Here is a 24988-nt window from a genome sequence, read left to right as displayed (position 1 = left end):
CCCGCCGCCCCCGCGGTGCTCACCGGTGACCGGTCACCGCGGGGACTCCGGCGGCCGCTGCCGCGGCATGTTCGGCCGGCTCATCGACTGCAGCGGGAAGCGTCCCGGCTGCGCACCCGGCTCCGTACGCCCGCCGCCCGAACCCCCGGAGACCAGCGCCTGCATCCCCATCGGCGCGGGACCGGCCCGGAACTCCACCATCCAGTCCGCGGTCTCCGACCGCACCAGCTCCGTGACGTCCTCCGAGAAGCGCCGCAGCACCCCCAGGCACCGCTCGGCCGCCTCGCTCGCCGTCCCCTCGGCCGGGCCGAGCACCTCGCGCACGCACTCCGAGGCCCAGTCGAACTGGAGCACCTGGAGCCGTCGCTGCACGGCCTGCGCCGTGGCGAGATTCCTTATCCACCCCGAGGTCAGTCCGAAGTAGCGGTCGCACGCCATGCACGCGGCGCCCAGCAGCAGCGACAGATACCCCCAGCCCGCCGCGCCGTGCAGCGCGCCGGTCAGATCGAGCAGCGGCAGCGCGGCGCCCGCGACGGCCCCGAAGGCGGTCCCCAGCCGCAGCGCCCTGGCGCCGCGCCGCTTCCACACCCGGTCGCCCAGATACCAGTCGGCGGTGCGCAGCGCGTCGGCCTCGACCCACCGGTAGAGCTCGTCGAGCCGCTGAGCGGGTTCGCCCCAGTCACCGAGCGGGAAGGGTGTCCCGGTCAGATCCCGGCTCCGCGCCTCATGGCTCCGAGCGCCGGAGCCCGTACCGGAAGGAGCGGCCGGGCCGGGCACACCGGATTCGTTGCGGGGCGGCCCTTCGGGCTGCATCTCCGGCTGACTCACCGGGGTACTCCTCTGCATGCTGCATAGCGACGCGTGTGCTCGACCGCGTACTCGACGATGGGCGGATCTCTGCTCTCCGTGCACTCACTGCTCACTGGCCCGGTGCGACCCGCAGTCCCCCTTGCGTAACCTTGCGTGACGGGAGATGTGCGTGCGTGTGCCGGGACGCATGCCCTTCCTACCGCCGAATGGTGGGCCATGGGGTCGAAATCGCGGTATTCCCGGGTGCGCAGGGCCTCTGGTCAGGTATAGGAGTCCAGCCATCGCCCACCCGAACTCACTCGAAAGAGTTGCTCGCCAGTGGGTGGGGCGCGCCGCCCGGGGAGCACGTAGGCTCGGCTTACCGAAACATTTGTCGTCGAAATGCCTGGAGTGACCGTGATTCCCGGTGGTGGTCAGCCCAATATGCAGCAGTTGCTGCAGCAGGCTCAGAAGATGCAGCAGGACCTCGCGGAGGCTCAGGAGGAGCTGGCCAGGACCGAGGTCGAGGGCCAGGCGGGCGGAGGCCTGGTGAAGGCGACGGTCACCGGCTCCGGTGAGCTGCGCGGCCTGGTCATCGACCCGAAGGCGGTGGACCCCGAGGACACCGAGACGCTCGCGGACCTCGTCGTGGCGGCGGTCCAGGCGGCGAACGAGAACGCCCAGCAGCTCCAGCAGCAGAAACTGGGCCCGCTGGCCCAGGGCCTGGGCGGCATGCCCGGCCTCCCCTTCTGACCGCGGGCGCACCGCCCGCGGCCGCGGCCGTGTTCCGTACGACCGCGGACGTACCCAAGACCGTACGTACCCCCTACGGTACGTACCACGACTCGGCCGACCCGGCCCGAAAGGCGTTCCGTTGTACGAAGGCGTGGTTCAGGACCTCATCGACGAACTGGGCAGGCTGCCCGGCGTCGGTCCCAAGAGCGCGCAGCGGATCGCCTTCCACATCCTGCAGGCCGAGCCGACGGACGTGCGCCGCCTCGCCCACGCCCTGCTGGAGGTCAAGGACAAGGTCCGTTTCTGCGCCGTCTGCGGCAACGTGGCCCAGCAGGAGGAGTGCGGGATCTGCCGCGACCCGCGCCGGGACCGGACGGTCATCTGCGTGGTCGAGGAGCCGAAGGACGTCGTCGCGATCGAGCGGACCCGTGAGTTCCGGGGCCGTTACCACGTCCTGGGCGGGGCGATCAGCCCCATCGAGGGCGTCGGTCCCGACGATCTGCGCATCCGCGAGCTGCTGGCCCGGCTCGCCGACGGCTCCATCACCGAACTGATCCTGGCGACCGACCCCAACCTGGAGGGCGAGGCCACCGCGACGTACCTGGCGCGGATGGTCAAGCCGATGGGGCTGCGCGTCACCCGGCTGGCCAGCGGTCTGCCGGTGGGCGGCGACCTGGAGTACGCGGACGAGGTCACCCTCGGCCGCGCCTTCGAGGGGAGGCGCCTGCTCGATGTCTGATCCTCTTCCGGCCGTTCTTCCGCGGTCTCACGACGGCTTTACGTTCAGCGCCGTTATCTTCGTCCCACCGTCTGCGACCGTGCCCATGGGAGGTCTCCTCGATGTCTGACGCCACGCTGAACACAGTCACTCAGGACCCGGACGACTTCGCGGTCCAGATCGCCGACCAGATCAAGACGTTCATCGTCGCGGTCACCGAGGTGTCCCAGGTCGAGGAGCCCGAGGAGGCCGTTCCGGTCCTGCTCCTCCAGGTCTCCCAGCTGCTGCTGGCCGGCGGCCGGCTCGGCGCGTACGAGGACATCCTCCCCGACGAGCGCTACGAGCCGGACCTCGGCGCCGAGCCGGACGCGGACGGCCTGCGCGAGCGGTTCGCCGCCCTGCTGGAGCCGATCGACGTCTACTCCGAGGTCTTCGACCCGTACGAGCCGCGCAAGGCCCCGGTCCCGGCCCGCATCTCCGACGACCTGGCCGACCTGGTCACGGACCTGCGCCACGGGCTGGCCCACTACGAGGAGGACCGCACCACGGAGGCCCTGTGGTGGTGGCAGTTCTCCTACTTCTCCAACTGGGGCTCCACCGCCTCCGCCACCCTGCGCGCCCTGCAGTCCCTGATCGCCCACATCCGGCTCAACCAGCCCCTCCAGGAGCTCGACGGCCTGGACACCGACCAGGACGCCGGAGACGACGACCTGGCCGAGGAGGCGGGCCGCGTGATGGTCGAGGAGATCGCGGGCCCGCTGGGGCTGCGGCCGGTCAAGTAGGGGTGCCGAGGGGCCGGTTGCGGGCCCTCGGTAGCCGTCGCAGCGCAGGTCGGCGGCCGCATGAACCCCAGGTGCACGGCGTTGTCCGTGCGCGGCACCTGCCCGGACCGCGGAGCTCGCCGCCCGTCGTGTGGGCTGGGACACATAAGGGAGTGACCGGGCGAACGGCGGGCAGCAGCCTCCTACGAGCAGTTCGGGGCGACACGCCGATGATCACGTGGTGAGCGGGACATCTCAGCATGTGATATCAGCGGGGCGTTTCCGGACTGCTCGTTAAACTGAGCCGACCGCGATAAATGGATTGAGCGAGGAGCGCACGTGGGCCTTGTCGTGCAGAAGTACGGAGGCTCCTCCGTAGCCGATGCCGAAGGCATCAAGCGTGTCGCCAAGCGAGTCGTCGACGCCAAGAAGAGCGGCAACCAGGTGGTTGTCGTGGTGTCAGCGATGGGCGACACGACGGACGAGTTGATCGATCTCGCCGAGCAGGTATCTCCGATGCCGGCCGGGCGGGAGTTCGACATGCTGCTGACCGCCGGGGAGCGGATCTCCATGGCCCTGTTGGCGATGGCGATCAAAAACCTGGGCCACGAGGCCCAGTCGTTCACGGGCAGCCAGGCCGGTGTCATCACCGACTCGGTCCACAACAAAGCGCGCATCATCGATGTCACGCCAGGCCGCATCCGGACCTCGATCGACGAGGGCAACATCGCCATCGTCGCCGGGTTCCAGGGGGTCAGCCAGGAGGGCAAGAACATCACGACCCTCGGCCGCGGCGGGTCCGACACCACCGCTGTCGCGCTCGCGGCCGCGCTGGACGCCGAGGTCTGTGAGATCTACACCGATGTGGACGGTGTCTTCACCGCCGACCCGCGGGTCGTGAAGAAGGCCCGGAAGATCGACTGGATCTCCTTCGAGGACATGCTGGAGCTGGCCGCGTCCGGCTCCAAGGTGCTGCTGCACCGGTGCGTGGAGTACGCACGCCGCTACAACATCCCGATCCACGTCCGCTCGTCCTTCTCGGGACTGCGGGGCACCTGGGTCAGCAACGAGCCGCAAGGGGACCAGCAGGTGGAGCACGCCATCATCTCCGGAGTCGCCCACGACGTCTCCGAGGCCAAGGTCACGGTCGTCGGCGTGCCCGACAAGCCGGGCGAGGCGGCCGCGATCTTCCGTGCCATCGCGGACGCCGAGATCAACATGGACATGGTGGTGCAGAACGTCTCCGCCGCGTCCACCGGTCTCACCGACATCACGTTCACGCTCCCCAAGGCGGAGGGCCGCAAGGCCATCGACGCCCTGGAGCGCAACCGGTCCACGATCGGCTTCGAATCGCTGCGCTACGACGACCAGATCGCCAAGATCTCCCTGGTCGGCGCGGGTATGAAGACCAACCCGGGGGTCACCGCGGGCTTCTTCGAGGCGCTGTCGGACGTCGGTGTGAACATCGAGCTCATCTCGACCTCCGAGATCCGCATCTCGGTGGTCACCCGCGCCGACGACGTCAACGAGGCCGTGCGCGCCGTGCACACCGCCTTCGGCCTCGACAGCGACTCCGACGAGGCAGTCGTGTACGGGGGCACCGGCCGATGACCGCACGCCGCCCTTCGCTCGCGGTCGTCGGCGCGACCGGGACGATCGGTGGCGTCATGCTCCAGATCCTCTCGCAGCACGCGGATGTCTGGGGCGAGGTGAGACTCATCGCCTCGCCGCGTTCGGCCGGCCGCAAGCTGGTCGTGCGCGGCGAGGAGACCGAGGTCCTCGAACTCACCGAGGACGTCTTCGACGACGTCGACGTGGCGCTGTTCCTGGTGCCCGACGAGGTGTCCGCACGCTGGGCGCCGCTCGCCGCTTCCAAGGGCGCCGTCGTCATCGACGACTCCGCGGCCTTCCGGCTGGAGGGGGACGTCCCGCTGGTCGTCCCCGAGATCAACCCCCATGCCGTACGGATCAGACCGCGCGGCATCGTCGCGAGCCCGAACTGCACCACGCTGGCGATGGTCGTCGCGGTCGGCGCCCTGCACGCCGAATTCGGCCTGCGGGAGCTGGTCGTCTCGTCCTACCAGGCCGTGAGCGGGGCCGGGCGCGAAGGCGTCGCCGCGCTGCGCGAGCAGCTGTCGATGGTGGCCGGCACCGAACTCGGTACGCAGCCGGGCGACGTACGCCGTGTCGTGGGCGACCTGGACGGCGGTCCGTTCGCCGCACCCGTCGCCCTCAACGTGGTGCCGTGGGCCGGTACGGACGCCGGTGACGGCTGGTCGTCCGAGGAGCTGGCGATCCGCGACGAGTGCCGCAAGATCCTCGATCTGCCGAGTCTGCGGGTCTCCGCGACCTGCGTGTACGTCCCCGTGATCGGCACGCACTCGATGTCCGTGCATGCCCGCTTCGAGAACGAGGTCGCCGTCGACCGGGCCCACGAGATCCTGGCGACCGCGCCCGGTGTGGTGCTGTACGACAGCCCGGGCGCCGGCGACTACCCCACTCCGTCCGATGTGGTGGGCACCGACCCGACCTGGGTCGGCCGGGTCCGCCGCTCGCTGGACGATCCCAGAGCGCTGGAACTCTTCGTCTGCGGCGACAACCTCCGCAAGGGCGCGGCGCTGAACGTGGCGCAGATCGCCGAAGCGGTGGCTGTCGAATTTCCCCGGTCCTGATCGAACCTGTTTTGTACGCTCTGTGAATGCCCTGTGAGCAAGTTGCTGGTCTGAACCTCTTGAGCTGGGACGTTGCGGTGTCCGACGATGACCTTTCGGTCCGTTGCAACCACCCGTCGGGTGGCAGGCGTCTAAGCGGTCACTTCTTGCGTGACGAGGCGCACATTCGGGGCATTTGGGGAAGAGCGGGTACGTATGAAGGCATATCGCATGGTGTCAAACGCGGTGCCGTATGCGTACAACCCTGACGGGGGGAAGCGTGTCCAACTGGCGTGGCAGAGGTTCTCGATATCACAGTGGTGGGCCCCTTGCGCGGCGCTTCGGTGCGACCGCTCAGACGGCCCCGCGCGCCCGGCGGTATGCCGGTGATCGCGCCCATGCCCGCCGCTCGCCCGGCAGGGCTGCCGTCGCAGCGCGAGGGCGCTGAGGAGAGCGTGGCAGCCGGAACCACCGTCGACCATCTCACCGAGACCTATCGCGCCCACTACCGTTCGCTGCTCGGCCTCGCGGCCCTGCTGCTGGACGACACGGCGTCCTGTGAGGACGTCGTGCAGGAGGCGTTCATCCGCGTGCACTCGGCGCGCAACCGGGTACGGGAGCCCGAGAAGACACTCGCGTACCTGCGCCAGACCGTCGTCAACCTCTCCCGCTCCGCACTGCGACGCCGCATCCTCGGGCTGAAGCTGCTCTCCAAGCCCATGCCGGACATGGCGAGCGCGGAGGAGGGCGCGTACGACCAGCTGGAGCGGGACGCGCTGATCAAGGCGATGCGGGGGCTGCAACGGCGCCAGCGGGAGGTGCTGGTGCTGCGCTACTTCGCGGACATGACCGAGGCGCAGGTCGCCGAGACGCTGGGGATCTCCCTGGGCTCGGTGAAGGCGTACGGGTCCCGGGGCATCGCGGCGCTGCGCGTGGTGATGGAGGCGCAGGCATGAGCCGGCGCCACGACCACGACCACGACCACGAAGAGGAACGCGGGCGCGAGGGCGGGAGCGGATACCGGCGCAGGCCCTCTCGCGGACATCGGATTGACCGGACTGGAAACGGAATTGTGAACCACGGGCCGGAGAACACCCCGCACACGGACCGCGCGGCCGGAGAGGGCGCGCAGCCCGTCGCCGGTGGGCCCAGCGGCGACGGGAACGCCGACACCCCGGCGTTCGGCAGCACGGCCGCGCTCTTCGGCCGGGCCGCCGAGTCCTCGGGCGGCGCCCCCGGCGGCGACTTCCCGGGCAGCGCCTTCCCGGGCGGTGCGTCACTCGACGAGGACGCGTTGCGCCGGATGATGCGCGGTGCCGTGCAGGACCTGGAACCCGGTGAGGGCACGCTCGACCAGCTGCACCGCGCGGTGCCCGCCCGGCGTGCGCGCCGGCGGCAGGCGCTCGTAGGAGTGGCCGCGGCCGCCCTGCTCATCGGTACCGCGGTCCCCGCCTTCGTCCATGTCGCGGGCTCCGACGGTTCGAACACCGCCAGCCCCTCCATCGCCGGCCACGGCGAGCAGGCGCAGGGCGGCAACGGGGACGAGCCGGGCGCGGTCTCCGGCAACGGTGGCGGCACCGGTGGCGGCGACGGACAGCAGGGCGGCGACCACGGCCTCCCGGACGGTACGGCCACCCCGTCGGACAGCAGCGGGCAGGGCGTGGACGGCGATGTGTCCGCCGGGCCCGCGGACCCGGCCGCCAGCGCCGAGACCGTCATGCCGGCCTGCGCACCCGAGCAGCTCGGAGTCGCATCGGCGAGCACCGGAGCGGCCGGTGCCGACGGCACGGTGTACGGAACCTTCCGCATCGCCAACGTGTCCGGCAAGAACTGCTCGGTGAGCAGCAGCGGCACGGTGGGCTTCCAGGCGGCGGGCGCGGCCGACCCGGCCAGGATCGTGGTCGTCCGGCACACCCAGGGGGACCCGGCGTCCGGACTGCCCGATCCGGGTGAGGAGGAGGCGACGGTCCTGCTGAAGCCGGACATGGTCTACGAGGTGCAGTTCGCCTGGGTGCCCCAGGACACCTGTCCGACCACCGGCGGCTCACCCTCCCCGACACCCACGGACGGCGCGGCCGGCAGCACCGGGGTCGCGGCCGGGTCCACCACGGGCAGCGGGACCGGGGACGGCGAAACGGGTACGGAACCGCAGCTCGGCAGCGATGAGGGCGACGGCGCGGCACAGGGCAGCGTCTCCGTGCAGCACACGCCGGAGCCGGGTGCCCCGGTCGCCGAGACGAAGATCGCCAACGCCTGCGCGGGCACGATCTACCGGACGGGCGTGCTCGAACCCTCGTCGTAGGCGCGGGGGCAGGCGTCGTACACAGGCGTCGTTACAGGGGGCGGGGACGCGACTGCGGCCACGCGGGCGCCGGGTGCGGGCCCGTCGGGATGAGGCCCGCGGCGGTCAGGGGTTCGCCGGGGTCTCCTCGTCGGCGATCAGGCCGAGCCGCAGGTCCCGGGCCGCCTCGGCCTCGCGCCGAAGCAGCCGGAACCACATGAAGACCACGAACGCGGCGAAGACGAACCACTCGCCCGTGTAGCCGAGGTTCTGGAACGCCTTCAGGTCGAGCCCGCTGCCCTGCGGCGCCGCGGCCGGTACGGGGCGCAGACCGCCGCCGTCCTTGCCCGGGGCGTCGGTGAGCGCGGCGCCGGCGGTACCGGACGCGGGAGTGCGGGCACCGGTCTCCTGAAGGGTCACCCAGGCGTCGTACACGTCGTACGTGACGAGGTTGACCAGGGACGCGGCGCTGATCATCCCGACCTGGCCGTCGGGGAGGCCGCCCTTCGCGTCGACCCCGGCGGTGCCCGCGCTCTCCGAGGCCTGGAGGTCGCCGGTCACGGTGACCCGGCCGGTCGGCGCGGCCGGCACCGGGGTCTGTCCGGCCTTTCCGGGCAGCCAGCCGCGTACCACCGGCAGGGCCTTGCCGCCGTCGGTGCGCAGCATGTCCAGGACGTAGAAGCCGCTGCGGTCGTCCAGCTTCCTTCCGGGCACCAGGAACTGATCGGCGTACCGGCCGCTGGCGGTGGCGGGACGGCCGGAGGTCACCGTGTCGACGGGCAGCAGCTCGTCGAGCGGTTCGGCGGCCAGGCTGCCGGGGGCGGGCTGCTTCTCGGCGGCCTCGTGCGTCTGCACGCGGTCCTCGAAGCGGCCGAGCTGCCAGGTGCCCATGAACACGCAGAACGGGATGGCCAGCACGACGAAGAGGTTGATCCCCCACCATCGCGGGGTCAGCAGGAACCGGTACACCCCTCCACGGTACGGTCCCCGCTCCGGCCGGCCGGAGCGGGGGCACCCCGGAAGCAGCCCTTTATACGGCTCCTACGCCACGCCCATGCCGTGCCCCTCGCCTCTCCGTACCGCCGCTACGCCCCCTCGGCCGGGTCTCCCAGATGGCGCCGGGCGAAGTCGAGTTCCAGGCGCACCTGCTTGATCCGCTCCTCCACGACGAGCGAGCCGTGGCCCGCGTCGTACCGGTAGACCTCGTGCACGGCGTCGCGGCCCTTCAGCCGGTCCACGTAGTTCTCCACCTGACGGATCGGGCAGCGCGGGTCGTTGACGCCCGCCGAGATGTAGACGGGTGCCCGCACGGCGTCGACGTACGTCAGGGGTGACGAGGCCTCGAACCGCTCGGGCACCTCCTCCGGTGTTCCGCCCAGCAGGGTGCGGTCCATCGCCTTCAGGGCCTCCATCTCGTCGTGGTACGCCGTGACGTAGTCCGCGACCGGGACCGCGGCCAGGCCCACGGCCCAGTCGCCGGGCTGTGTGCCGAGGCCGAGCAGCGTCAGATAGCCGCCCCAGGAGCCGCCCGCCAGGACCAGCTTCGCCGGGTCCGCGAGGCCGGACTTCACCGCCCACTCCCGGACCGCCGCGATGTCCTCCAGCTCGATCAGGCCGACCCGGTGCTTGAGCGCGTCCGTCCAGGCGCGCCCGTAGCCGGTCGAGCCGCGGTAGTTGACCCGGACCACCGCGTAGCCGTGGTCCACCCAGGCGGCGGGCCCGGCCGCGAACGCGTCGCTGTCGTGCCAGGTGGGTCCGCCGTGGATCTCGAAGACGGTCGGGAACGGGCCCTCGGCCGGAGCGGCCGGGCGCTGGACGAGCGCGTGGACACGGCCCCCGGGCCCGTCCACCCACACGTCCTCGACCGGCACGGAGACCGGGGCCTTCGCCCCGGGCGGATCGAGCACCACGGCGCCGGTCGTCGAACGGACGACGGGCGGCTCGGCGGCCGACGACCACAGGTACTCCACCGTGCCGTCCGGCCGGGCCGTGGCACCCGAGACCGAACCGGCGGGCGTCTCCACCCGCACCAGGGCGCCGTCCGCCGCGACGGGTTCGTACCGCCACAGCTCGCTGCGGGCCTCGAAGCCGTGCTCGACGAGGAGCGTGGAGCCGTCCGGATACCACTCGGCGCCCACATCGCCCGGCAGGTCGATGGCGAGGTCCGTCTCCGTGCCCGCGACCGGGTCCCAGATCATCGGCTCCCAGCGGCCGCGCCGCTGGTGCCCGACCAGCAGCCGGGTGTCCCCGGCGACCGGCGCGAAGCCGAGGACCGCAAGCCCCAGCTCCTTCGTGCCGCCCTCGGTGTCGTCCAGCTCCGCGACCGTGGTGCCGTCGGCACGCACCACCCGCAGCGCGGAGTGCATCGCGTCGCCGTGCTCCGTGTGCTCCAGCGCGATCAGCGTCCCGTCGTGCGACAGGTCGCCGACCCCGGCCGACTCGCGGTGGCGGTAGATCTCCACGGGCGCGGCCCCCGGCCGTACGACATGGACCGTCGTGCCGTCCTCGTCCGTCGAACGGCCGATCACCGCGGTCCCGTCCCGTCCGATGGCGAGCCCGGCCGGATAGGACGGTTCGAGCCCGGGAGCCGCCGGCTCGTCCACAGCCCCCTCCGCGCTCCCCTCGCCCCCGGCACTGAACGGCTGGCGCATCCACACCCCGAACTCGTCGCCGTCGGTGTCGCTGAACCACCAGACGGCCTCGCCGTCCGGCGTCAGCACGCCGTCCGTCGTCCCGTTCGGCCGGTCGGTCACCTGGCGCTGCCCGCCCGTCGCCCGGTCCCATGCGTACAGCTCGTACGTCCCCGTCGCGTTGGAGACGAACAGCGCGCGGTCCGGTGCGTCCTCCGCCCAGTCGGGCAGCGACACCCGGGGGGCCCGGAAGCGCTGCTCCCACTCCGGGACGGAATCGGTCGTCGAACCAGTGGTCTCAGTCATGCCCCCCATTCTGCGCCGGGCCGCCGACAAACCGTTCGCGTCGTCCGCAGCCTGTGGATAACCTCGCGGACATGCCTTCCCCGACACCCGCCGACTGGCGCGAGGCCAACCGCGCGATGTGGGATGAGCGTGTGCCCATCCACGCCGAAAGCGACTTCTACGACCTCGACGCCTTCCGCGCGGGCAAGGAGGCCCTGCGCCCCTTCGAGCTGGCGGAGGTCGGGGACGTGACCGGGCGGACGCTGCTGCACCTGCAGTGCCACATCGGGGTCGACACCCTGTCCTGGGCCCGGCACGGCGCCGCGCAGGTCGTCGGCCTCGACTTCTCCGAACCGGCCGTCGAGACCGCCCGCTCGCTCGCCCGCGATCTGGGCCTCGGTCCGGACCGGGCGGCGTTCGTCGCCGCCGACGTCCACGATGCGGCCGAGGCCGTGCCGGACTCCTCGTACGACATCGTCTACACGGGGATCGGCGCGCTGAACTGGCTGCCCGACATGGACCGCTGGGCCGAGACGGCGGCCTCGCTCGTCGCACCCGGCGGGTTCCTCTATCTGGCGGAGTTCCATCCGTTCACCGACTGCCTCGACGACGCGACCGGATCGAGGATCGTGCACGACTACTTCAGCCGTGACGCGTGGGTGGACGAGACGCCGGGCACGTACGCCGACTTCGACGCGCCGACCGTCCACAACCGAAGCGTCGAGTGGCAGCATCCGGTGGGCAGCGTGGTCTCCGCCCTGTGCGCGGCCGGTCTGCGGATCGAGTTCCTGCACGAGCACGACGCCTCGCTCTTCGCCCGCTTCCCGGTGCTGGAGCACCAGTCGGACGGCTTCTTCCGCTTCCCGGCGGAGCGGCCGCGGATCCCGCTGATGTACTCGATCAAGGCGACGCGGCCGGCCCCGTCCCGGTAGGGGGCGGGGCGGGCCGCGGGGCCGGCTGTCAAGTGTGAGCCCGATTGTCAGTGGTGGGGTCCAGACTCGGATCCATGACCACGTCTGCTGACTCGTCCGCCGGGCCGACCGCTGATCCGCGTGCCACGGTCGGGCGTTACTGGACCGCGGCCGATCTCCGTGACTGGGACACCTTCGCGGCGACACTGGCCGACGAGGTGGTGTACGACCTGCCGCAGACGCGTGAGCGGATCCGCGGCAAGGAGCCGTACCTGGCCTTCAACCGGGAGTACCCGGGGGACTGGCGGGTGCGCGTCGAGCGGATCGTGGCCGACCGGGACGGGCGGCAGGTCGCCGTCCGGACGCTGTTCACGGTCGACGGACAGGAACTGCACGCCGTCCACTTCCTCACGTTCGACGCACAGGGCCGGATCGACGGGATCACCGACTTCTGGCCCGAGCCCTACGAACCCCCGGCCGGCCGCGAACACCTCGTCGAGCGGTACTGAGCCGAGCGGTACGACCCTCAGCCGGCCGGAACGGGGCCCGCCCGGTCCCACCCGGGGGCGCGGACGTCCACGCTGAGCGTGTTCATCGCGATCTCCTGGCCGCACGTCCGGCACACCCACGCCGCGTCCAGGTCGTGCGCATGACGCCCGCGGCCGTCCGCGCCGGTGCCCGGCTCAACAGCGTCCGGTTCGTGAATGTCCGGCTCGTGAGCGTGCCGTTCAGGGGCGTCCGGTTCGTGGACCATCACCACCGGCCGGTCCTCCCGCACCCACCGGTCGCCCCAGTCCAGCAGCGCCCGGATCACCGGAGCGAGCGCGCGCCCCGACTCGGTGAGGTGGTACTCGTGGCGCGGCGGCCGCTCGTTGTACGGGCGGCGCTCGACCACGTCCGCCTGTTCCAGTGAGCGCAGCCGGGCCGCCAGCCGGTCGCGCGGCGCGCCCGTGTTGCGCGCGATCGCCTCGAACCGGTGGTTGCCGAAGAAGATCTCCCGCACCGCGAGCAGCGCCCACTTCTCACCCACCACATGCAGTGCGGCCGCGGCGGAGCAGGGCCGACCGGGCAGCCCCGCCGCCACCGCGGCGGGGGAGTCTGCGGGGGTGCCGGCTGGTGAGCCGGCGGGGGCTTCGGAATCGCGTGCGGCACTCATCCCTACAAGGTTGCCATCTCAAACTCACTGGCGCTACCTTGCCGTCATGACAGTTGGAGAATCAAACTCACACCTGCCCGGAGCCGCCGCGCCCCCTGTGGAGACCCCCGTCCCCGCCGCCCCGCGCGCCACCGTGTGGATCGTCTCGGCCGGTGTCTTCGTCGTGAATCTCGACCTGTTCATCGTCAATGTCGCGGTCCCCGCCCTGGGTGCCGCGTTCGACGGCAGCTCCCTGGCCTCGCTGTCCTGGGTCCTCAACGCGTACGCGATCGTCTTCGCCGCCCTGCTGGTCGTCGCCGGCCGGCTGGCCGACCGCTTCGGGCACCGCCGGGGGTTCCTGCTCGGGCTCGGCGTCTTCACCGTCGCCTCCGCGCTCTGCGCGCTCGCCCCCGGCGTCGGATGGCTGGTCGCCGCCCGCGCGCTCCAGGCCGTCGGGGCCGCCGCGCTCATGCCGACCTCGCTGGCGCTGCTGCTCGTCACCACCCCGCCCGAGCGGCGCCCCCGGGCCATCCGCGGCTGGGCCGCGATCGGCGGGATAGCCGCCGGGCTCGGGCCCGTCATCGGCGGGCTGCTGGTGGCGGCGGACTGGCGCTGGGTGTTCCTCGTCAACGTGCCGGTCGGCGTGGCCGGGCTGGTCGCCGGAGCGCGGCTGCTGCCGGACGCCCGCCCGCACCGCGAAGGGCCCTTCCCCGACCTGGCCGGAGCCGTTCTGCTCACCCTCGCCATCGGCGCCCTGGCGCTGGGCCTGGTCAAGGCCGATGTCTGGGGCTGGGGTTCGGCGCGCGTGCTGGGCTCGCTGGCGGCCGCCGTACTGCTCACCGCGGCCTTCTGGCTCCGCTCGGCCCGGCACCCCGCCCCCGTCGTCGAGCTGCCGCTGCTGCGTACGCCCTCCTTCGCCGCCGCGACGCTCGCCGCGCTGCTCTTCACGGCAGCCTTCGCGGCGATGCTGCTCACCTCGGTGCTCTGGTGCCAGCAGGTGTGGGGGTACTCGGCGATCCGGACCGGACTGGCCATCGCCCCGGGGCCGTTGGTCGTCCCGCTGCTGGCGGTGGCGTCGGGGCCGGTCGTCCGCCGGCTCGGTGCCGGCGGCACCGCCGCCCTGGGCTGTCTGCTGTTCGGGACGGGGCTGGCCTGGTGGGCCGTGGCGCTCGGCGTGGCTCCGCACTACGCGTCCGGCTTCCTGCCCGGCATGATGATCACCGGTGTCGGGGTGGGACTCGCGCTCCCCACCCTGGTCGGCGCGGCCGCGGCGGCGCTGCCGCCGACCCGGTTCGCCACCGGCTCGGCGGTGACCACGATGGCCCGTCAGACCGGCTCCGTCCTCGGCGTCGCCCTGATGGTCACCCTGCTGGGCGCCCCGCGTACCCCGGCGCTCGCCGTGGACGCGTTCCGCCAGGGCTGGTGGGCGGCGGCCGCCGCGTCCGTGCTGGCCGCGGCGACCGCCTCGGCACTGCACCGGCGCGCGGCCGCCGCCCGTACCTGAACACGACGGAGGCGCGGCACCACTCCGGAGCCGGGAACTCCGGAGTGGTGCCACGCCTCCGCTTCCGTACAGCTACGCGACCGAACTGAAGGCGGGCAGATAGCCGCCCGACTGTCCCACGGCCTTGGGGTGGTACGAGTTGTAGACCGGGATCGAGACGCTGTGGATCCATGCGTCACCGGAGCACAGCTCGTGCCCGGTGAACTCGTCGACCACGCTGGAGAAGGTGAACCCGGCATTCGCCGCCTGCTTGGCGATGACGCCGTTCAGCACGTCGGACGCGTCGTTGATGGCGGTGCGCTCCGCCTCCGAGAGACCGGCGATGCAATTGCCGCCGATCTTGTAGAACCGGGGGTAGCCCAGCACCACGACATGCGCCGCGGGCGCCTTCGCGTGGATGGACGAGTAGAGCGAGCTCAGACCGGACGGAAGCGTGCTGTTCATCTTCCCGACAGCCCCGTTCACGGCGGCGAGGCAGGTGGCCTCGCCGGACAGCACGCAGTCCTGCATGACATCGGCGAATCCGACGTCATTGCCGCCCGCGGTGACGCTGACCAGCGAGGTGGAAGAGCTCAGCGAGCCGAGCTGGCTGCTCGCCACGGACCCCGAGGTGGCGCCCGAACAGGCGACGAAGGCGAACGACGAAGGGGAGTTCGCCGCCGCCCAGAGGGAGGGGTAGGCGTTGGTGCTGCGGCGGCAGTCACCGCTGTCGGACAGATAGTCCCCGGCGCCGACGCCGGACGAGTACGAGTCGCCCAGGGCGACGTACCCGCCGGCGGCGGCCGAGGAGGTGGCCGAGGCCGGCTGGGCCACGCCCAGAGCAGCGACGGCGGCGAGGATCAGAGTGGATGCGGACGCCCAGAATCTCCGTACTGACATGGCTGTCAGCCCTCCGAAGTGTGGGGGGTGGGTGGGGGGTTGATGGAGCGTCACCCGTTCTAGCAGCTTCCGGTACCAGTCGGTAATAGCCATGCGGGAACCCGTCGGATTTGCCCGAATGATCGTTCGGTACTCGTAGCTCCGCGCGTAGATAAACCTTGAACTCCCCCTGAAACAAAGGTTTTTACGACTACCCGCTCATCACTTCACAGGTTCCCGGATCCGGGGTTCGCGGGCTCCGGAGAGGGGGAGGAGGCGCCTTCAGCGCACGCTGCTGCGCCCGACCACCGCGCCCGCCCGGTCGATGCAGATGACGTCGACGGCGACCGGCGCGCCCCGCAGCACCGACAGCGCCTCGTCCCGCGCCGCGACGGCCACCAGGTCACCCAGCGGAACACCGCGCGCCCGGCACAACTGAAGTGCAGCCAGGCCCGTGTTGGCGGCCGCAACCCCGGCGGCCAGCTCCTCGTCCGCGCCGCCCCGCCGGGCCAGCCCGGCCAGGAAGGACGTGTCGACCTGGGAACGGCCGGAGTGCAGGTCGAGATGGCCGGCGGCGAGCTTCGACAGCTTGGCGAACCCGCCGCAGACGGTGAGCCGCTCCACCGGATGACGGCGTACGTACTTGAGGACGGCGCCCGCGAAGTCGCCCATGTCCAGCAGGGCGATCTCCGGCAGCCCGTACTCGGCCACCACGGTCTTCTCCGAGGTGGAGCCTGTGCACCCGGCCACATGGGTCTGTCCGTCGGCCCGCGCCACGTCCACACCCCGGCGGATCGAGTCGATCCACGCCGAGCAGGAGTAGGGCACCACGACACCGGTCGTGCCGAGGATGGAGAGACCGCCCAGGATGCCCAGGCGCGGATTCCAGGTGGAGCGCGCGATCTCCTCACCGTGGTCCACGGAGAGCGTGACCTCGACGTCCCCCGCGCCCCCGTGCGCCGCCGCGACCCTGCCGATGTGCTCCCGCATCATCCGGCGGGGCACCGGGTTGACGGCGGGCTCGCCGACATCGAGCGGCAGGCCGGGCAGCGTGACCGTGCCCACGCCCGGACCGGCCCGGAACACCACCCCCGAGCCGGCCGGCAGCAGCCGCACGGTGGACCGTACGAGAGCGCCGTGCGTGACGTCGGGGTCGTCGCCCGCGTCCTTGACGATCCCCGCCGTGGCCCGCCCCTCGCGCAGCTCCTCCACCGCGAGCGCGAAGGCGGGGGTCTGCCCGCCGGGCAGGGTGATCGTCACCGGGTCGGGGAAGCCGCCGGTCAGCAGGGCCGTGTACGCGGCCGTGGTGGCGGCCGTCGCACAGGCGCCGGTGGTCCAGCCGGGCCGCAGACCGGTGTGCTTGAGTTGGGCGCCGCGGCCGCCCGTCGACTCACCCATGGAGGGACCCGATGCACGTGCTCGTACTCGGCGGGACGACGGAAGCCCGCCGGCTGGCCGGGCTGCTGGTGGCGGAGCTGCCGGCGGGGTCCCGGGTGACCAGCTCGCTGGCCGGGCGGGTGGCCGGGCCGAGGCTGCCGCCGGGCGAGGTGCGCATCGGCGGTTTCGGCGGAGCCGACGGCCTGGCCGCATGGCTGCGTACGCACCGGGTGGATGCGCTCATCGACGCCACCCATCCTTTCGCCCAGACGATCAGTTTCCACGCGGCCGCCGGTGCCGCTGCCGCCCATGTTCCTCTCCTCGCGCTCCGCCGCCCCGGCTGGGTGCCCGGTGCGGCGGACGACTGGCACCCGGCCGCTTCACTGGAGGAGGCCGCGGCGGTCCTTCCGTCGCTCGGGCGACGGGTGTTCCTCACGACCGGGCGCACAGGGCTCGCCGCCTTCGCCGGGCTGGACGGGCTGTGGTTCCTGGCGCGGTCGGTGGAGGCACCCGGACCGCCGTACCCCGCGCACCTGGAGACCCTGCTGGACCGGGGACCCTTCACCCTCGAAGGGGAGCGCGAGCTGATCCGCCGCCACCGCATCGACGTCCTCGTCACGAAGGACAGCGGCGGCGACGCGACCGCGCCCAAACTCGCCGCGGCCCGCGAGGCGCGGATCCCCGTGGTCGTGGTCCGCCGGCCGCCGGTCCCGGCGGGGGTGACGGTGGCGGGCACCCCGGAGGAGGCCGTCAGCCGGCTGCGCGCCCGCCTCGGCCACCCGCGCTGACCGGCCGGCGGCTCACTCCTCCTCGCTGGCCAGCGCGTTGACGGCCGAGGCCGCCATCGCACTGCCGCCCCGCCGGCCGCGCACGATCAGATGCGCCAGCCCGGACGGGTGCGCGGCCAGGGCGTCCTTGGACTCGGCCGCACCGACGAAGCCGACCGGCACACCGATGACGGCGGCCGGGCGCGGCGCCCCCTCCTCGATCAGTTCGAGCAGCCGGAACAGCGCGGTGGGTGCGTTCCCGACGGCGACCACCGCCCCGTCCAGCCGGTCGCGCCACAGTTCCAGGGCGGCGGCGCTGCGGGTCGTACCGAGCTCCGCCGCGAGACCGGGCACCGCGGGATCGGACAGGGTGCACACCACCTCGTTGTCCGCGGGCAGCCGCCGCCGCGTGATGCCGCTCGCCACCATCGCCACGTCGCACAGGATCGGCGCACCGCCCCGCAGCGCCGCACGGGCGCTGCTCACCACGTCCGGGGTGAAGGCGAGATCGCGCACGAGGTCGACCATGCCGCAGGCGTGGATCATGCGGACCGCGACCTGGCTCACATCGGCCGGCAGGCCCGCCAGATCCGCCTCGGCCCGGATGGTGGCGAAGGACTGGCGATAGATGGCCGGTCCGTCCTTCTCGTACTGGTGCACAGTGCTGCCGCTCTCGTCTCGTCGTCTCGCCCGCTCCGCCGCGCGCGGGCCCAGGGAAGGCCGCGGTGGGGCCGTGGGGGAGGGCCGTAGTGGGGGACCTTACGGGCCGGACCGAGGTTATCGGCCCGGGCACCGGCTTCCGGCGGCCGACCGGTTAGTCGGCCTCCTGCCGCTTCCGGGAGGCGTAGGAACGGGACTTGTTGCGGTTCCCGCACACCCTCATCGAGCACCACCGGCGGCTGCGGTTCTTGGACACGTCCCAGAACGCCCAGGCGCAGGTGTGCTCCGCGCAGCGCTTGAGCCGGGCGGCGTCCCCGGTCGTGTTGAGCTCGTTCCAGGCGATCGCCAGTGCGGCCAGCGGCGCGCGCTCCGGAGGCAGCCCGGCCGCGGCGGTCAGCGGGCCGCGTGCCGTGACGAGCACGGGGTGCGCGGCCAGCACCCGGTCGGCCGCTTCGAGCAGGCCCGGGTCGGGGGTGTCGCCGACGTGCGCGCCCAACTCCTCGCGGATGCCCGCGCGCAGGGCCAGATAGCTCGCGTGGACGTCGGCGGGCATCTCACCGGGGGCGTCGGACAGACCCCGGTCCCTGAGCCAGGCGGACAGCCCGGCCGCAGTGGCGATCTCGTCGCTCGCCTCCTCCACGTCGACCGTGTTGGCGAAGGCCTCCACCAGGACGGCCGAGGCCGGTGGTTCCAGCATCGCGCGTCACCTTCTCCCGCTCTCGCGCATCCCGACCCCGTACATCCCGATCCCGCGTATCCCGATCTCGTACGGCCGCTCTCGAATCTCCAGACATTCTACCGGCTAAACGCTTTACCGGTTGCGCGGCGATGGAGGCGTACGGCACAGTGCTCTCACCGTCTAAGCCGTTAGGCGGTGAGATCGTGAACCAGTGAATCGTGATCCAGTGAGGGGATGGTCATGGCCACAGCGGTGCCCGAGCGAACCGGAAGCGCCAGGACAACCGGCACGATGACCGGCGGGGCGTCGAAGGACGGTCCCGTCGCGGATTCCGGCCTTCGCAACACCGCCGTCCTGGTCGGCTTCACCGCCGCGACCAACCTCGCCGACGGCGTGATGAAGATGGCCCTCCCGCTGCTCGCCGCCCGGCTCACCGGCTCGCCCGCTCAGGTCACGGCCGTCTCGCTGACCCTCACGCTGCCCTGGCTGCTCGTCGCGCTGCACATCGGTGTGCTCGTCGACCGCTTCGACCGGCGAGGACTGCTCTGGATCGCGAACGGGATGCGGCTGGCCGCCATGGGCTGGCTCACCTTCTCCGTCCTGACCGACGGCATCACGCTCGGCCGGCTCCTCGCCGCCGGGGTGGTCCTCGGCGTCGCCGACGTGGTGGCCTCGACCTCGGCATCCGCGCTGGTCCCGGCCGCGGTGCCGCCGGCGGGGCGGGAGCGGGCCAACGCCTGGATGGTGGGGGCCGAGACGGTGGGCCAGGAGTTCGCGGGCCCGTTCGTCGGCGGACTGCTGCTGGCGGCCGGAACCGGCCTGGCCCTGGGCCTGATCAGCGCCTCCTACGCGGTCGCCGCCCTCGCCCTCCTGCTGCTGGTGGGCCGCTTCCGGCCCACGGGGCCGGCCGCCGGTACGGCTCCCGTCCCGGTGAACAGCCGGATCGCCGAGGGCCTGCGCTTCCTCTGGCGCGACCCGCTGCTGCGCACACTGTCGCTGATCGTCGCCGTCCTGTCCGCCGTCTGGGGTGCCTGGCTGGCGGTCATGCCGCTCTACGCCAGGCAGGCCATGGACCTCGGCCCGCAGCAGTACGGCATTCTGCTCAGCGCCCTCGGCATCGGCGGACTGACCGGCGCGGTCACCGTGACCTGGGTCAACCGGTTGCTCGGTGCCCGGCGGGCGATGCTCGCCGACCTGATCGGCACCACCGCGATGGTGGCGCTGCCCGCCCTGACCACCAGCATATGGGCGGTGGCGGCCGGGGCCTTCCTCGGCGGCATGGGCGGCACGCTCTGGTCGGTCAACGCCCGCACCCTGACCCAGCGCAGGGTCCCGGACGAGATGCTCGGCCGTTACGGCGCGGCGGCCCGTCTCTTCAACTTCGGCGCCATGCCGCTGGGCGCGGCCCTGGTCGGCCTGCTCGCCGAACTGGGCGGCATCCGGGCGGCATTCGGGATGTTCGCACTGGTCACGGCGGCGACGCCGGTGCTGTTCGTCCGGAGCGTCGGCCGGTCCGCCCTGGAAACCCGCTGACGGTGACCGACGGCCGCCGCGGCGGCCCCGGCACACACCGGCCTCCGCGGCGGCAGCCCCCGGCGGACCGGATCAGCGCAGTCCGGCGAAGAGATCGGTCTCGGGGACGGCCGCTCCGGTGGAGTCCTTGACCCGGACGAAGGTCTCCAGGCCCATGAACTCGCCGAACCTCTCCTTGCCCATCTTGAGGAAGAAGATGTTCTCGCCCTGACTGGCGTGCGCGGCCAGCGCGTCGAACTTCTGGCCGCTGAACGCGGTGGTGTCCACCCAGGTGGTGACCTCGTCGTCGGGAAGGCCGATCTTGGCCATCGCGGCGACCTCGGCGGGATCCGGCTCCGGCATGTCCTCGTGGAACTCGCGCATGGTCTCCCCGAACCGCTGCATCATCGAGCGCGGCATCGTCGTCCAGTACACCTTCGGCGTCAGCGAGACCATCTCCAGCGCGGCCATGGTGATCCGGTGGGCCTGGATGTGGTCGGGGTGGCCGTAGAAGCCGTTCTCGTCGTAGGTGACGACCACATCGGGCCGGTAGTGCCGCATGAGCTCCGCGAGACGGGCGGCGCCCTCCTCCACGGGGGTCTGCCAGAAGGACCCGGGGGCGTCGTTGCTCGGCCAGCCGATCATCCCGGAGTCGGCGTAGTCCAGCGTCTCCAGATCGCTGATCCTCAGGACCTCGCAGCTCGCTTCGAGTTCCTTGCGGCGCATCTGCGCGACGGCCGCCGGATCATGCCCGGGCTCACCCGGCTTGACACCCCCCGCCCCGTCCCCGCAACCGCCGTCGGTACAGGTCACGAGGACCGTACGGATGCCTTCCGCCGCGTACTGCGCGAGGACCCCGCCGGTACCGGTGGCCTCGTCGTCGGGGTGGGCGTGCACAGCCATGAGCGTCAAGGGCCGGTCAGTCATGAAGATCCTCCTGCGTGAGTACGGCGTGGTCCGGGCGGGCGCGGCGGTACCGCGGCCCCGGGGCCCGGATCGGTCCCGGCGGAGCGGCCGGCCTTACGGCCCCGCGTTCCCGGCCGTGCGGCACCGGCCCCCGGTCGTGCAACCGCGCCGACCGGACCGGCTGTTCCCGGCGCCGTTAATTCGGTTGTGCGGCGACGAGGCGGCCTGCATCCTGGACCGAGTTGTGCGGCTACGAGTGCTGCCTGGGCCCGAGGAGGCTGAAGAGATGTCCGTCACTGTGCTGCGGCATGCCCGCGTCAGCCTCACTTCTTTCCCCAGGAGCTCATCAGATGTCTTCCGACGTCTTCCGTACCCACCACACATCCTCTGACTTCACCGACGAGCGCCCGGCCGCGCCGGCCGGCGACGGGTCCGCACCGGACATCGCCGACGCCTTCGTCTTCCGTTTCGACACGGTCCAGGAACAGCTCGGCCCCGACCAGCGCTGGTCCAGCTGGCTGGACGTCGAGCGCGGCTGCCGCGGCCCGGAACCACGCCCCGACTGGGTGGTGACGGAACAGGCCGCGATCGACACCGAACTCGGCATCCTCAAGACCGGCAAGGAGGCCGACGTCTTCCTGCTCGAACGAGCAGTGGAGCAGATCGGTGACAGCCCGGCACGACGGTCCCTGCTGGCCGCCAAGCGGTACCGCACCGACGAACACCGCTCCTTCCACCGCAGCGCCTCGTACGTCGAGGGCCGCCGCGTGCGCAACAGCCGCGACAGCCGGGCGATGGCGAAGAAGTCCGCGCACGGCAAGAGCGTGGCGGCCGGGCAATGGGCGTACGCGGAGTGGGAGGCGCTCTGCCGCCTCTGGAAAGCCGGTGTCCCCGTGCCCTACCCCGTACAGGTGGACGGCACCGAGCTGCTCATGGAGTTCATCGACGACGGCGACGGCGGTGCGGCTCCACGCCTTGCGCAGGTCCGGCCCAAGGGGGAGCTGCTCGCGTCGTACTTCGAACAGCTTCGGGACGGGATGCGCGAACTGGCCCGGGCGGGACTGGCCCACGGCGACCTGTCGCCGTACAACGTGCTGGCGCAGGGCGACCGCATCGTGATGATCGACCTGCCCCAGGTGGTCGACATCGTCGGCAACCCGAAGGGCATGGACTTCCTGATGCGGGACTGCCACAACATGTGCACGTGGTTCACGAACCGCGGCCTGGAGACCGACGAGCAGGAGCTGTTCGCCGACCTTCTGGCCATGGTCTTCTGAGGAACAGGGGCGGAGGCCGAGGCGGCGGAGGCCCCGGTGAGCACCCGACAATCACGGTGCGGGAAGTGTGGGGCGCCCGGGTCCGCTGCCACCGCACCATGGCGGCATGGATGACAAGACCCTGGTGGCCCGCTTCCTCCGCGACGGCTTCGTGAAACTGGAGGGCGCCGTGGCGCCGCGCGTGGCCGAGCACTGCGCGCGGCTGCTGTGGCGGGAGACCGGCTGCGACCCTGACGATCCGGCGACCTGGACACAGCCCGTGCACCGGGTGGCCGGCATGGCGCAGGGCCCGTTCGCCGCGGCGCCCAACTCGCCTGCCCTGCACCACGCGTACGACCTGCTCGTCGGCGCGGGGCGGTGGGAGCCGCGGTACTCGCTGGGCACGTTCCCGCTGCGCTTCCCGCACGAGGACGAGCCGGACGACGCGGGCTGGCACATCGAAGGGAGCTATCTGCCGGAGGGTGAGACCTGGTACTTCACCAATCTGCGCTCCCGGGGCCGGGCCCTGCTGATGCTGTTCCTGTTCAGCGAGGTGGGTGAGGAGGACGCCCCGACGCGTATCCGGGTCGGCTCGCACCTCGACGTACCGAAGGTGCTGGAGAAGTACGCGGAGGAGGGGGCCGGCGGACCGACGCTCGCCCCCGACCTGGTGGCGGCCTCCGCCCACCGCCCGTTGGCCCTCGCCACCGGGTCCCCGGGCGACGTGTTCCTGTGCCACCCCTTCCTGGTCCACGCGGCACAGCCCCACCACGGACGGCGGCCGCGCTTCATGGCCCAGCCGCCACTGATGCCGGCCGCCCCGTACGAACTGGAGCGGGCCGACGGAGCGTACTCACCGGTGGAGACGGCGATCCGCCGGGGCCTGGGACGGGACGTCCCCGGTCCGGGAGGGGGTGGCACCGACCGCGGTGACGGATAGCCGAAACAGTGGGCCTTTTCAACGTGGCCACGATCGAGTGACGCCGGGGTCACGACGGCTCATCTACGCCCGCGCCGCCGGCCTCTCCACGTCGAACTGCTCGTGGAGGTGCTCCAGCGCCCGGGCGACGACCTCGGTGCGCGGGTCGGCGCCGATCTCCTCCGGTAAGGCCTGTCGAGGTAGCGCCCTCCTGACCGCCCGAGCGGCGCGGCGGGACCACCAGTCGGCGGGCCAGGGCCCCTGCCGCCTCGTTGCCGCGGTCCGTCCGCACGATGTGGAGAGAGTCGTCTCAGGCACCCGGCATGTCAGCCAAGTTGTACAACGCCCACTGAACCGCTGCGGATCGATGGAGGCCCGGGTGAGGCTTCGCACTGACAGCGGTGGGTACATCCGCAAGTATGGACGCCGGCGCATGGATATCGCTGATAGCTACGGGGATCGTCCTGCTCATCGGGGCGGGGCTCATCTGCTACGAGCATGGGGGATCCGGCGCGAACCAGAGCCGGGAGCATGACCTGGGTCCGGACCACACCAGCGGCGGAGGCGGAGGCGGCTGACGCCCACGGTTGGGCCGAACCGCCTCAGCCCGAACCTGTCGCCGATCAGGACCGCGCTGCAGCAGAGCATCGAACAACGGCCTGGATCTCGTCGGACTCCCCTCGCGATAGATCGGTGTGAGTAGTCGGCCCGGCTGTCGCCGACCCGGTCGCACTCCGGCAGAGAGCCATCGAGCAGAACGTGATCAGGGTCGGCCTCGCGCAGAGTGCGCAGCAGGCCGGGCGCGTGGTCGACCGGCATGTCGTCGACGGCTGCCACGTAGGCGTGCGCGGTGCCGACGGAGATGCCGAACCCGGCAGCGAGCTCGGCGAGAGTGTCGTGCCGCCGCAGGCACACCAGGCCGGCCAGGGCACGCTGGTGCGGCGGGAGCGGCGGTCACCCTCGCGGGTGACGATGAGCATGGTGACCCACTCGACCAGGGCATGAGGCAGGTCGAGTGCGGCTGAATACGGACCCAACGCGGCGTCTGTGCTTGTGGGTTGAGACCTCGAACACCTCCCCAACGGCACGGGAGCCTCGTGCGTTGCGCACACCGCCGGCATCACCCGATCAGTGGCGACTCCGAAACAGCTCAGTGGGTGAGGCGCCTGTCGAAGACGACAGGCGCCTCAGTCGTGTTGTGGCCCGGGCGGACATCCCCGGCGGCCCTGGCCCCGCAGGGCCTGACAGGAATGGCCCGGAAAGCCCCTGGGATGCCCCCTGTCCCCGGGGCCCGGCGGTCGATTCGGGAACGCCGGACCGAAGGAGGCGCGGGAGTCCGAGTTCTTAGACGGATAAGCAAAGAGGATCGTTCCGTAATTCGCAATCAATTCTCAGTAAAGAATCCGGGACTCGCGGGGATATTGAGACTCATGCGAAATGGGGAAGTCTGTCGGATCGTTGATGCTTGAACCTCCTTGCCGCACTACGTGACCTTGTGGGGCGAAATCGTTCGGACCAGAGCAAGCCAGATGGCTTGAATCAGTCTTGCGGGGCCGGAGCGAAAGACGAGGATGAGTTGGTGTAGCCAGCAATAACCGCCCTCTTGAGATTCAGCCTGTGGCGGTTCGACCGAAATCGGGACGGGTAGTGGTTC

Annotated in this window: 23 protein-coding genes and 2 pseudogenes; 14 read left to right on the top strand and 11 right to left on the bottom strand. The window is 71.7% G+C overall.

The window, feature by feature from the left end:
• Positions 1-33: 33 nt before the first annotated feature.
• Positions 34-813 carry an SLATT domain-containing protein gene (locus OG408_RS18375; RefSeq protein ID WP_405407057.1) on the bottom strand — a complete coding sequence of 260 codons (780 nt, stop codon included), beginning with the start codon at positions 811-813 and terminating at the stop codon, positions 34-36.
• 393 nt (positions 814-1206) lie between these two features.
• On the opposite strand from OG408_RS18375, the gene OG408_RS18370 reads away from it, so the two are divergent.
• From OG408_RS18370 to OG408_RS18340, 7 genes are all read left to right on the top strand, one after another.
• Complete coding sequence (locus tag OG408_RS18370) at positions 1207-1542, top strand: YbaB/EbfC family nucleoid-associated protein (RefSeq protein ID WP_266786253.1); 336 nt, start codon at positions 1207-1209, stop codon at positions 1540-1542.
• Positions 1543-1663: 121 nt separating this feature from the next.
• Positions 1664-2263 carry a recombination mediator RecR gene (recR, locus tag OG408_RS18365; RefSeq protein ID WP_266780167.1) on the top strand — a complete coding sequence of 200 codons (600 nt, stop codon included), beginning with the start codon at positions 1664-1666 and terminating at the stop codon, positions 2261-2263.
• 101 nt (positions 2264-2364) lie between these two features.
• On the top strand, positions 2365-3024 hold the full coding sequence (locus tag OG408_RS18360) for a DUF5063 domain-containing protein (protein ID WP_266780166.1): 660 nt from the start codon (positions 2365-2367) through the stop codon (positions 3022-3024).
• A 318-nt stretch (positions 3025-3342) separates the two neighbouring features.
• The gene (locus OG408_RS18355; protein ID WP_266780165.1) at positions 3343-4614 is read left to right on the top strand and encodes an aspartate kinase; all 1272 of its coding nucleotides are present in this window, start codon (positions 3343-3345) and stop codon (positions 4612-4614) included.
• Positions 4611-5675, top strand: a complete 1065-nt coding sequence (locus tag OG408_RS18350) for an aspartate-semialdehyde dehydrogenase (RefSeq protein ID WP_326670844.1) — start codon at positions 4611-4613, stop codon at positions 5673-5675. The genes OG408_RS18355 and OG408_RS18350 overlap by 4 nt, the downstream gene beginning before the upstream one ends.
• A gap of 359 nt (positions 5676-6034) precedes the next feature.
• Entirely contained in the window at positions 6035-6610 is a 576-nt protein-coding gene (locus OG408_RS18345; RefSeq protein ID WP_323178042.1) for a SigE family RNA polymerase sigma factor, read from the top strand.
• Between the two features lie 116 nt (positions 6611-6726).
• Positions 6727-7956, top strand: a complete 1230-nt coding sequence (locus OG408_RS18340; RefSeq protein ID WP_326670843.1) for a hypothetical protein — start codon at positions 6727-6729, stop codon at positions 7954-7956.
• A gap of 105 nt (positions 7957-8061) precedes the next feature.
• Here the strand turns inward: OG408_RS18340 and OG408_RS18335 are convergent, their stop codons facing one another.
• Together OG408_RS18335 and OG408_RS18330 are read right to left on the bottom strand one after the other, a co-directional pair.
• Positions 8062-8904 carry an SURF1 family protein gene (locus OG408_RS18335; RefSeq protein WP_326670842.1) on the bottom strand — a complete coding sequence of 281 codons (843 nt, stop codon included), beginning with the start codon at positions 8902-8904 and terminating at the stop codon, positions 8062-8064.
• A gap of 116 nt (positions 8905-9020) precedes the next feature.
• The gene (locus tag OG408_RS18330; protein ID WP_442806037.1) at positions 9021-10871 is read right to left on the bottom strand and encodes a S9 family peptidase; all 1851 of its coding nucleotides are present in this window, start codon (positions 10869-10871) and stop codon (positions 9021-9023) included.
• A gap of 71 nt (positions 10872-10942) precedes the next feature.
• Between OG408_RS18330 and OG408_RS18325 the strand changes: the two genes are divergently transcribed.
• Positions 10943-11782, top strand: coding sequence for a class I SAM-dependent methyltransferase (locus OG408_RS18325; RefSeq protein WP_285567280.1), 840 nt, complete (start codon positions 10943-10945; stop codon positions 11780-11782).
• Positions 11783-11856: 74 nt separating this feature from the next.
• The gene (locus OG408_RS18320) at positions 11857-12270 is read left to right on the top strand and encodes a nuclear transport factor 2 family protein (protein ID WP_326670841.1); all 414 of its coding nucleotides are present in this window, start codon (positions 11857-11859) and stop codon (positions 12268-12270) included.
• 17 nt (positions 12271-12287) lie between these two features.
• On the opposite strand, the gene OG408_RS18315 is transcribed toward OG408_RS18320, so the two are convergent.
• Positions 12288-12917 (bottom strand): winged helix-turn-helix transcriptional regulator, encoded by a 630-nt coding sequence (locus OG408_RS18315; RefSeq protein WP_326670840.1) that lies wholly within the window; start codon positions 12915-12917, stop codon positions 12288-12290.
• Positions 12918-12963: 46 nt separating this feature from the next.
• On the opposite strand from OG408_RS18315, the gene OG408_RS18310 reads away from it, so the two are divergent.
• A complete protein-coding gene (locus tag OG408_RS18310; protein ID WP_326670839.1) occupies positions 12964-14400 on the top strand; it encodes an MFS transporter in 1437 nt (478 codons plus the stop codon).
• Between the two features lie 72 nt (positions 14401-14472).
• Here the strand turns inward: OG408_RS18310 and OG408_RS18305 are convergent, their stop codons facing one another.
• Together OG408_RS18305 and OG408_RS18300 are read right to left on the bottom strand one after the other, a co-directional pair.
• A complete protein-coding gene (locus tag OG408_RS18305) occupies positions 14473-15279 on the bottom strand; it encodes an SGNH/GDSL hydrolase family protein (protein ID WP_266780155.1) in 807 nt (268 codons plus the stop codon).
• A gap of 261 nt (positions 15280-15540) precedes the next feature.
• The gene (locus OG408_RS18300) at positions 15541-16656 is read right to left on the bottom strand and encodes a cobalt-precorrin-5B (C(1))-methyltransferase (protein WP_285567274.1); all 1116 of its coding nucleotides are present in this window, start codon (positions 16654-16656) and stop codon (positions 15541-15543) included.
• Between the two features lie 11 nt (positions 16657-16667).
• Between OG408_RS18300 and OG408_RS18295 the strand changes: the two genes are divergently transcribed.
• Positions 16668-17423: a cobalt-precorrin-6A reductase gene (locus tag OG408_RS18295; protein WP_266780153.1), complete on the top strand. Its 756-nt coding sequence runs from the start codon at positions 16668-16670 to the stop codon at positions 17421-17423.
• 12 nt (positions 17424-17435) lie between these two features.
• Here OG408_RS18295 and OG408_RS18290 read toward each other — a convergent pair whose 3' ends face one another.
• Complete coding sequence (locus OG408_RS18290) at positions 17436-18062, bottom strand: precorrin-8X methylmutase (protein WP_266780152.1); 627 nt, start codon at positions 18060-18062, stop codon at positions 17436-17438.
• A gap of 154 nt (positions 18063-18216) precedes the next feature.
• Entirely contained in the window at positions 18217-18759 is a 543-nt protein-coding gene (locus tag OG408_RS18285) for a CGNR zinc finger domain-containing protein (protein ID WP_266780151.1), read from the bottom strand.
• Between the two features lie 273 nt (positions 18760-19032).
• On the opposite strand from OG408_RS18285, the gene OG408_RS18280 reads away from it, so the two are divergent.
• A complete protein-coding gene (locus OG408_RS18280; protein WP_326674557.1) occupies positions 19033-20274 on the top strand; it encodes an MFS transporter in 1242 nt (413 codons plus the stop codon).
• 72 nt (positions 20275-20346) lie between these two features.
• On the opposite strand, the gene OG408_RS18275 is transcribed toward OG408_RS18280, so the two are convergent.
• Positions 20347-21180, bottom strand: a complete 834-nt coding sequence (locus OG408_RS18275) for a PIG-L family deacetylase (protein ID WP_266780150.1) — start codon at positions 21178-21180, stop codon at positions 20347-20349.
• A gap of 329 nt (positions 21181-21509) precedes the next feature.
• Here OG408_RS18275 and OG408_RS18270 point away from each other — a divergent pair, with 329 nt between their 5' ends.
• Both OG408_RS18270 and OG408_RS18265 read left to right on the top strand, forming a co-directional pair.
• A complete protein-coding gene (locus OG408_RS18270) occupies positions 21510-22436 on the top strand; it encodes a serine protein kinase RIO (protein ID WP_266780149.1) in 927 nt (308 codons plus the stop codon).
• Positions 22437-22542: 106 nt separating this feature from the next.
• Positions 22543-23355, top strand: a complete 813-nt coding sequence (locus OG408_RS18265; RefSeq protein ID WP_326670837.1) for a phytanoyl-CoA dioxygenase family protein — start codon at positions 22543-22545, stop codon at positions 23353-23355.
• 66 nt (positions 23356-23421) lie between these two features.
• On the opposite strand, the pseudogene OG408_RS18260 reads toward OG408_RS18265, so the two are convergent.
• Together OG408_RS18260 and OG408_RS18255 are read right to left on the bottom strand one after the other, a co-directional pair.
• Positions 23422-23644, bottom strand: a pseudogene (locus OG408_RS18260) (AraC family transcriptional regulator); the annotation flags it as partial.
• A gap of 362 nt (positions 23645-24006) precedes the next feature.
• Positions 24007-24371: pseudogene (locus tag OG408_RS18255) on the bottom strand (helix-turn-helix domain-containing protein); the annotation flags it as partial.
• Between the last annotated feature and the right edge of the window lie 617 nt (positions 24372-24988).

This window comes from Streptomyces sp. NBC_01257 (assembly GCF_035917255.1).
Classification (GTDB): Bacteria; Actinomycetota; Actinomycetes; order Streptomycetales; family Streptomycetaceae; genus Streptomyces.
The sequence above is the reverse complement of the archived record's forward strand: the minus strand, read 5'-3'. Positions and strand labels throughout refer to the sequence as shown.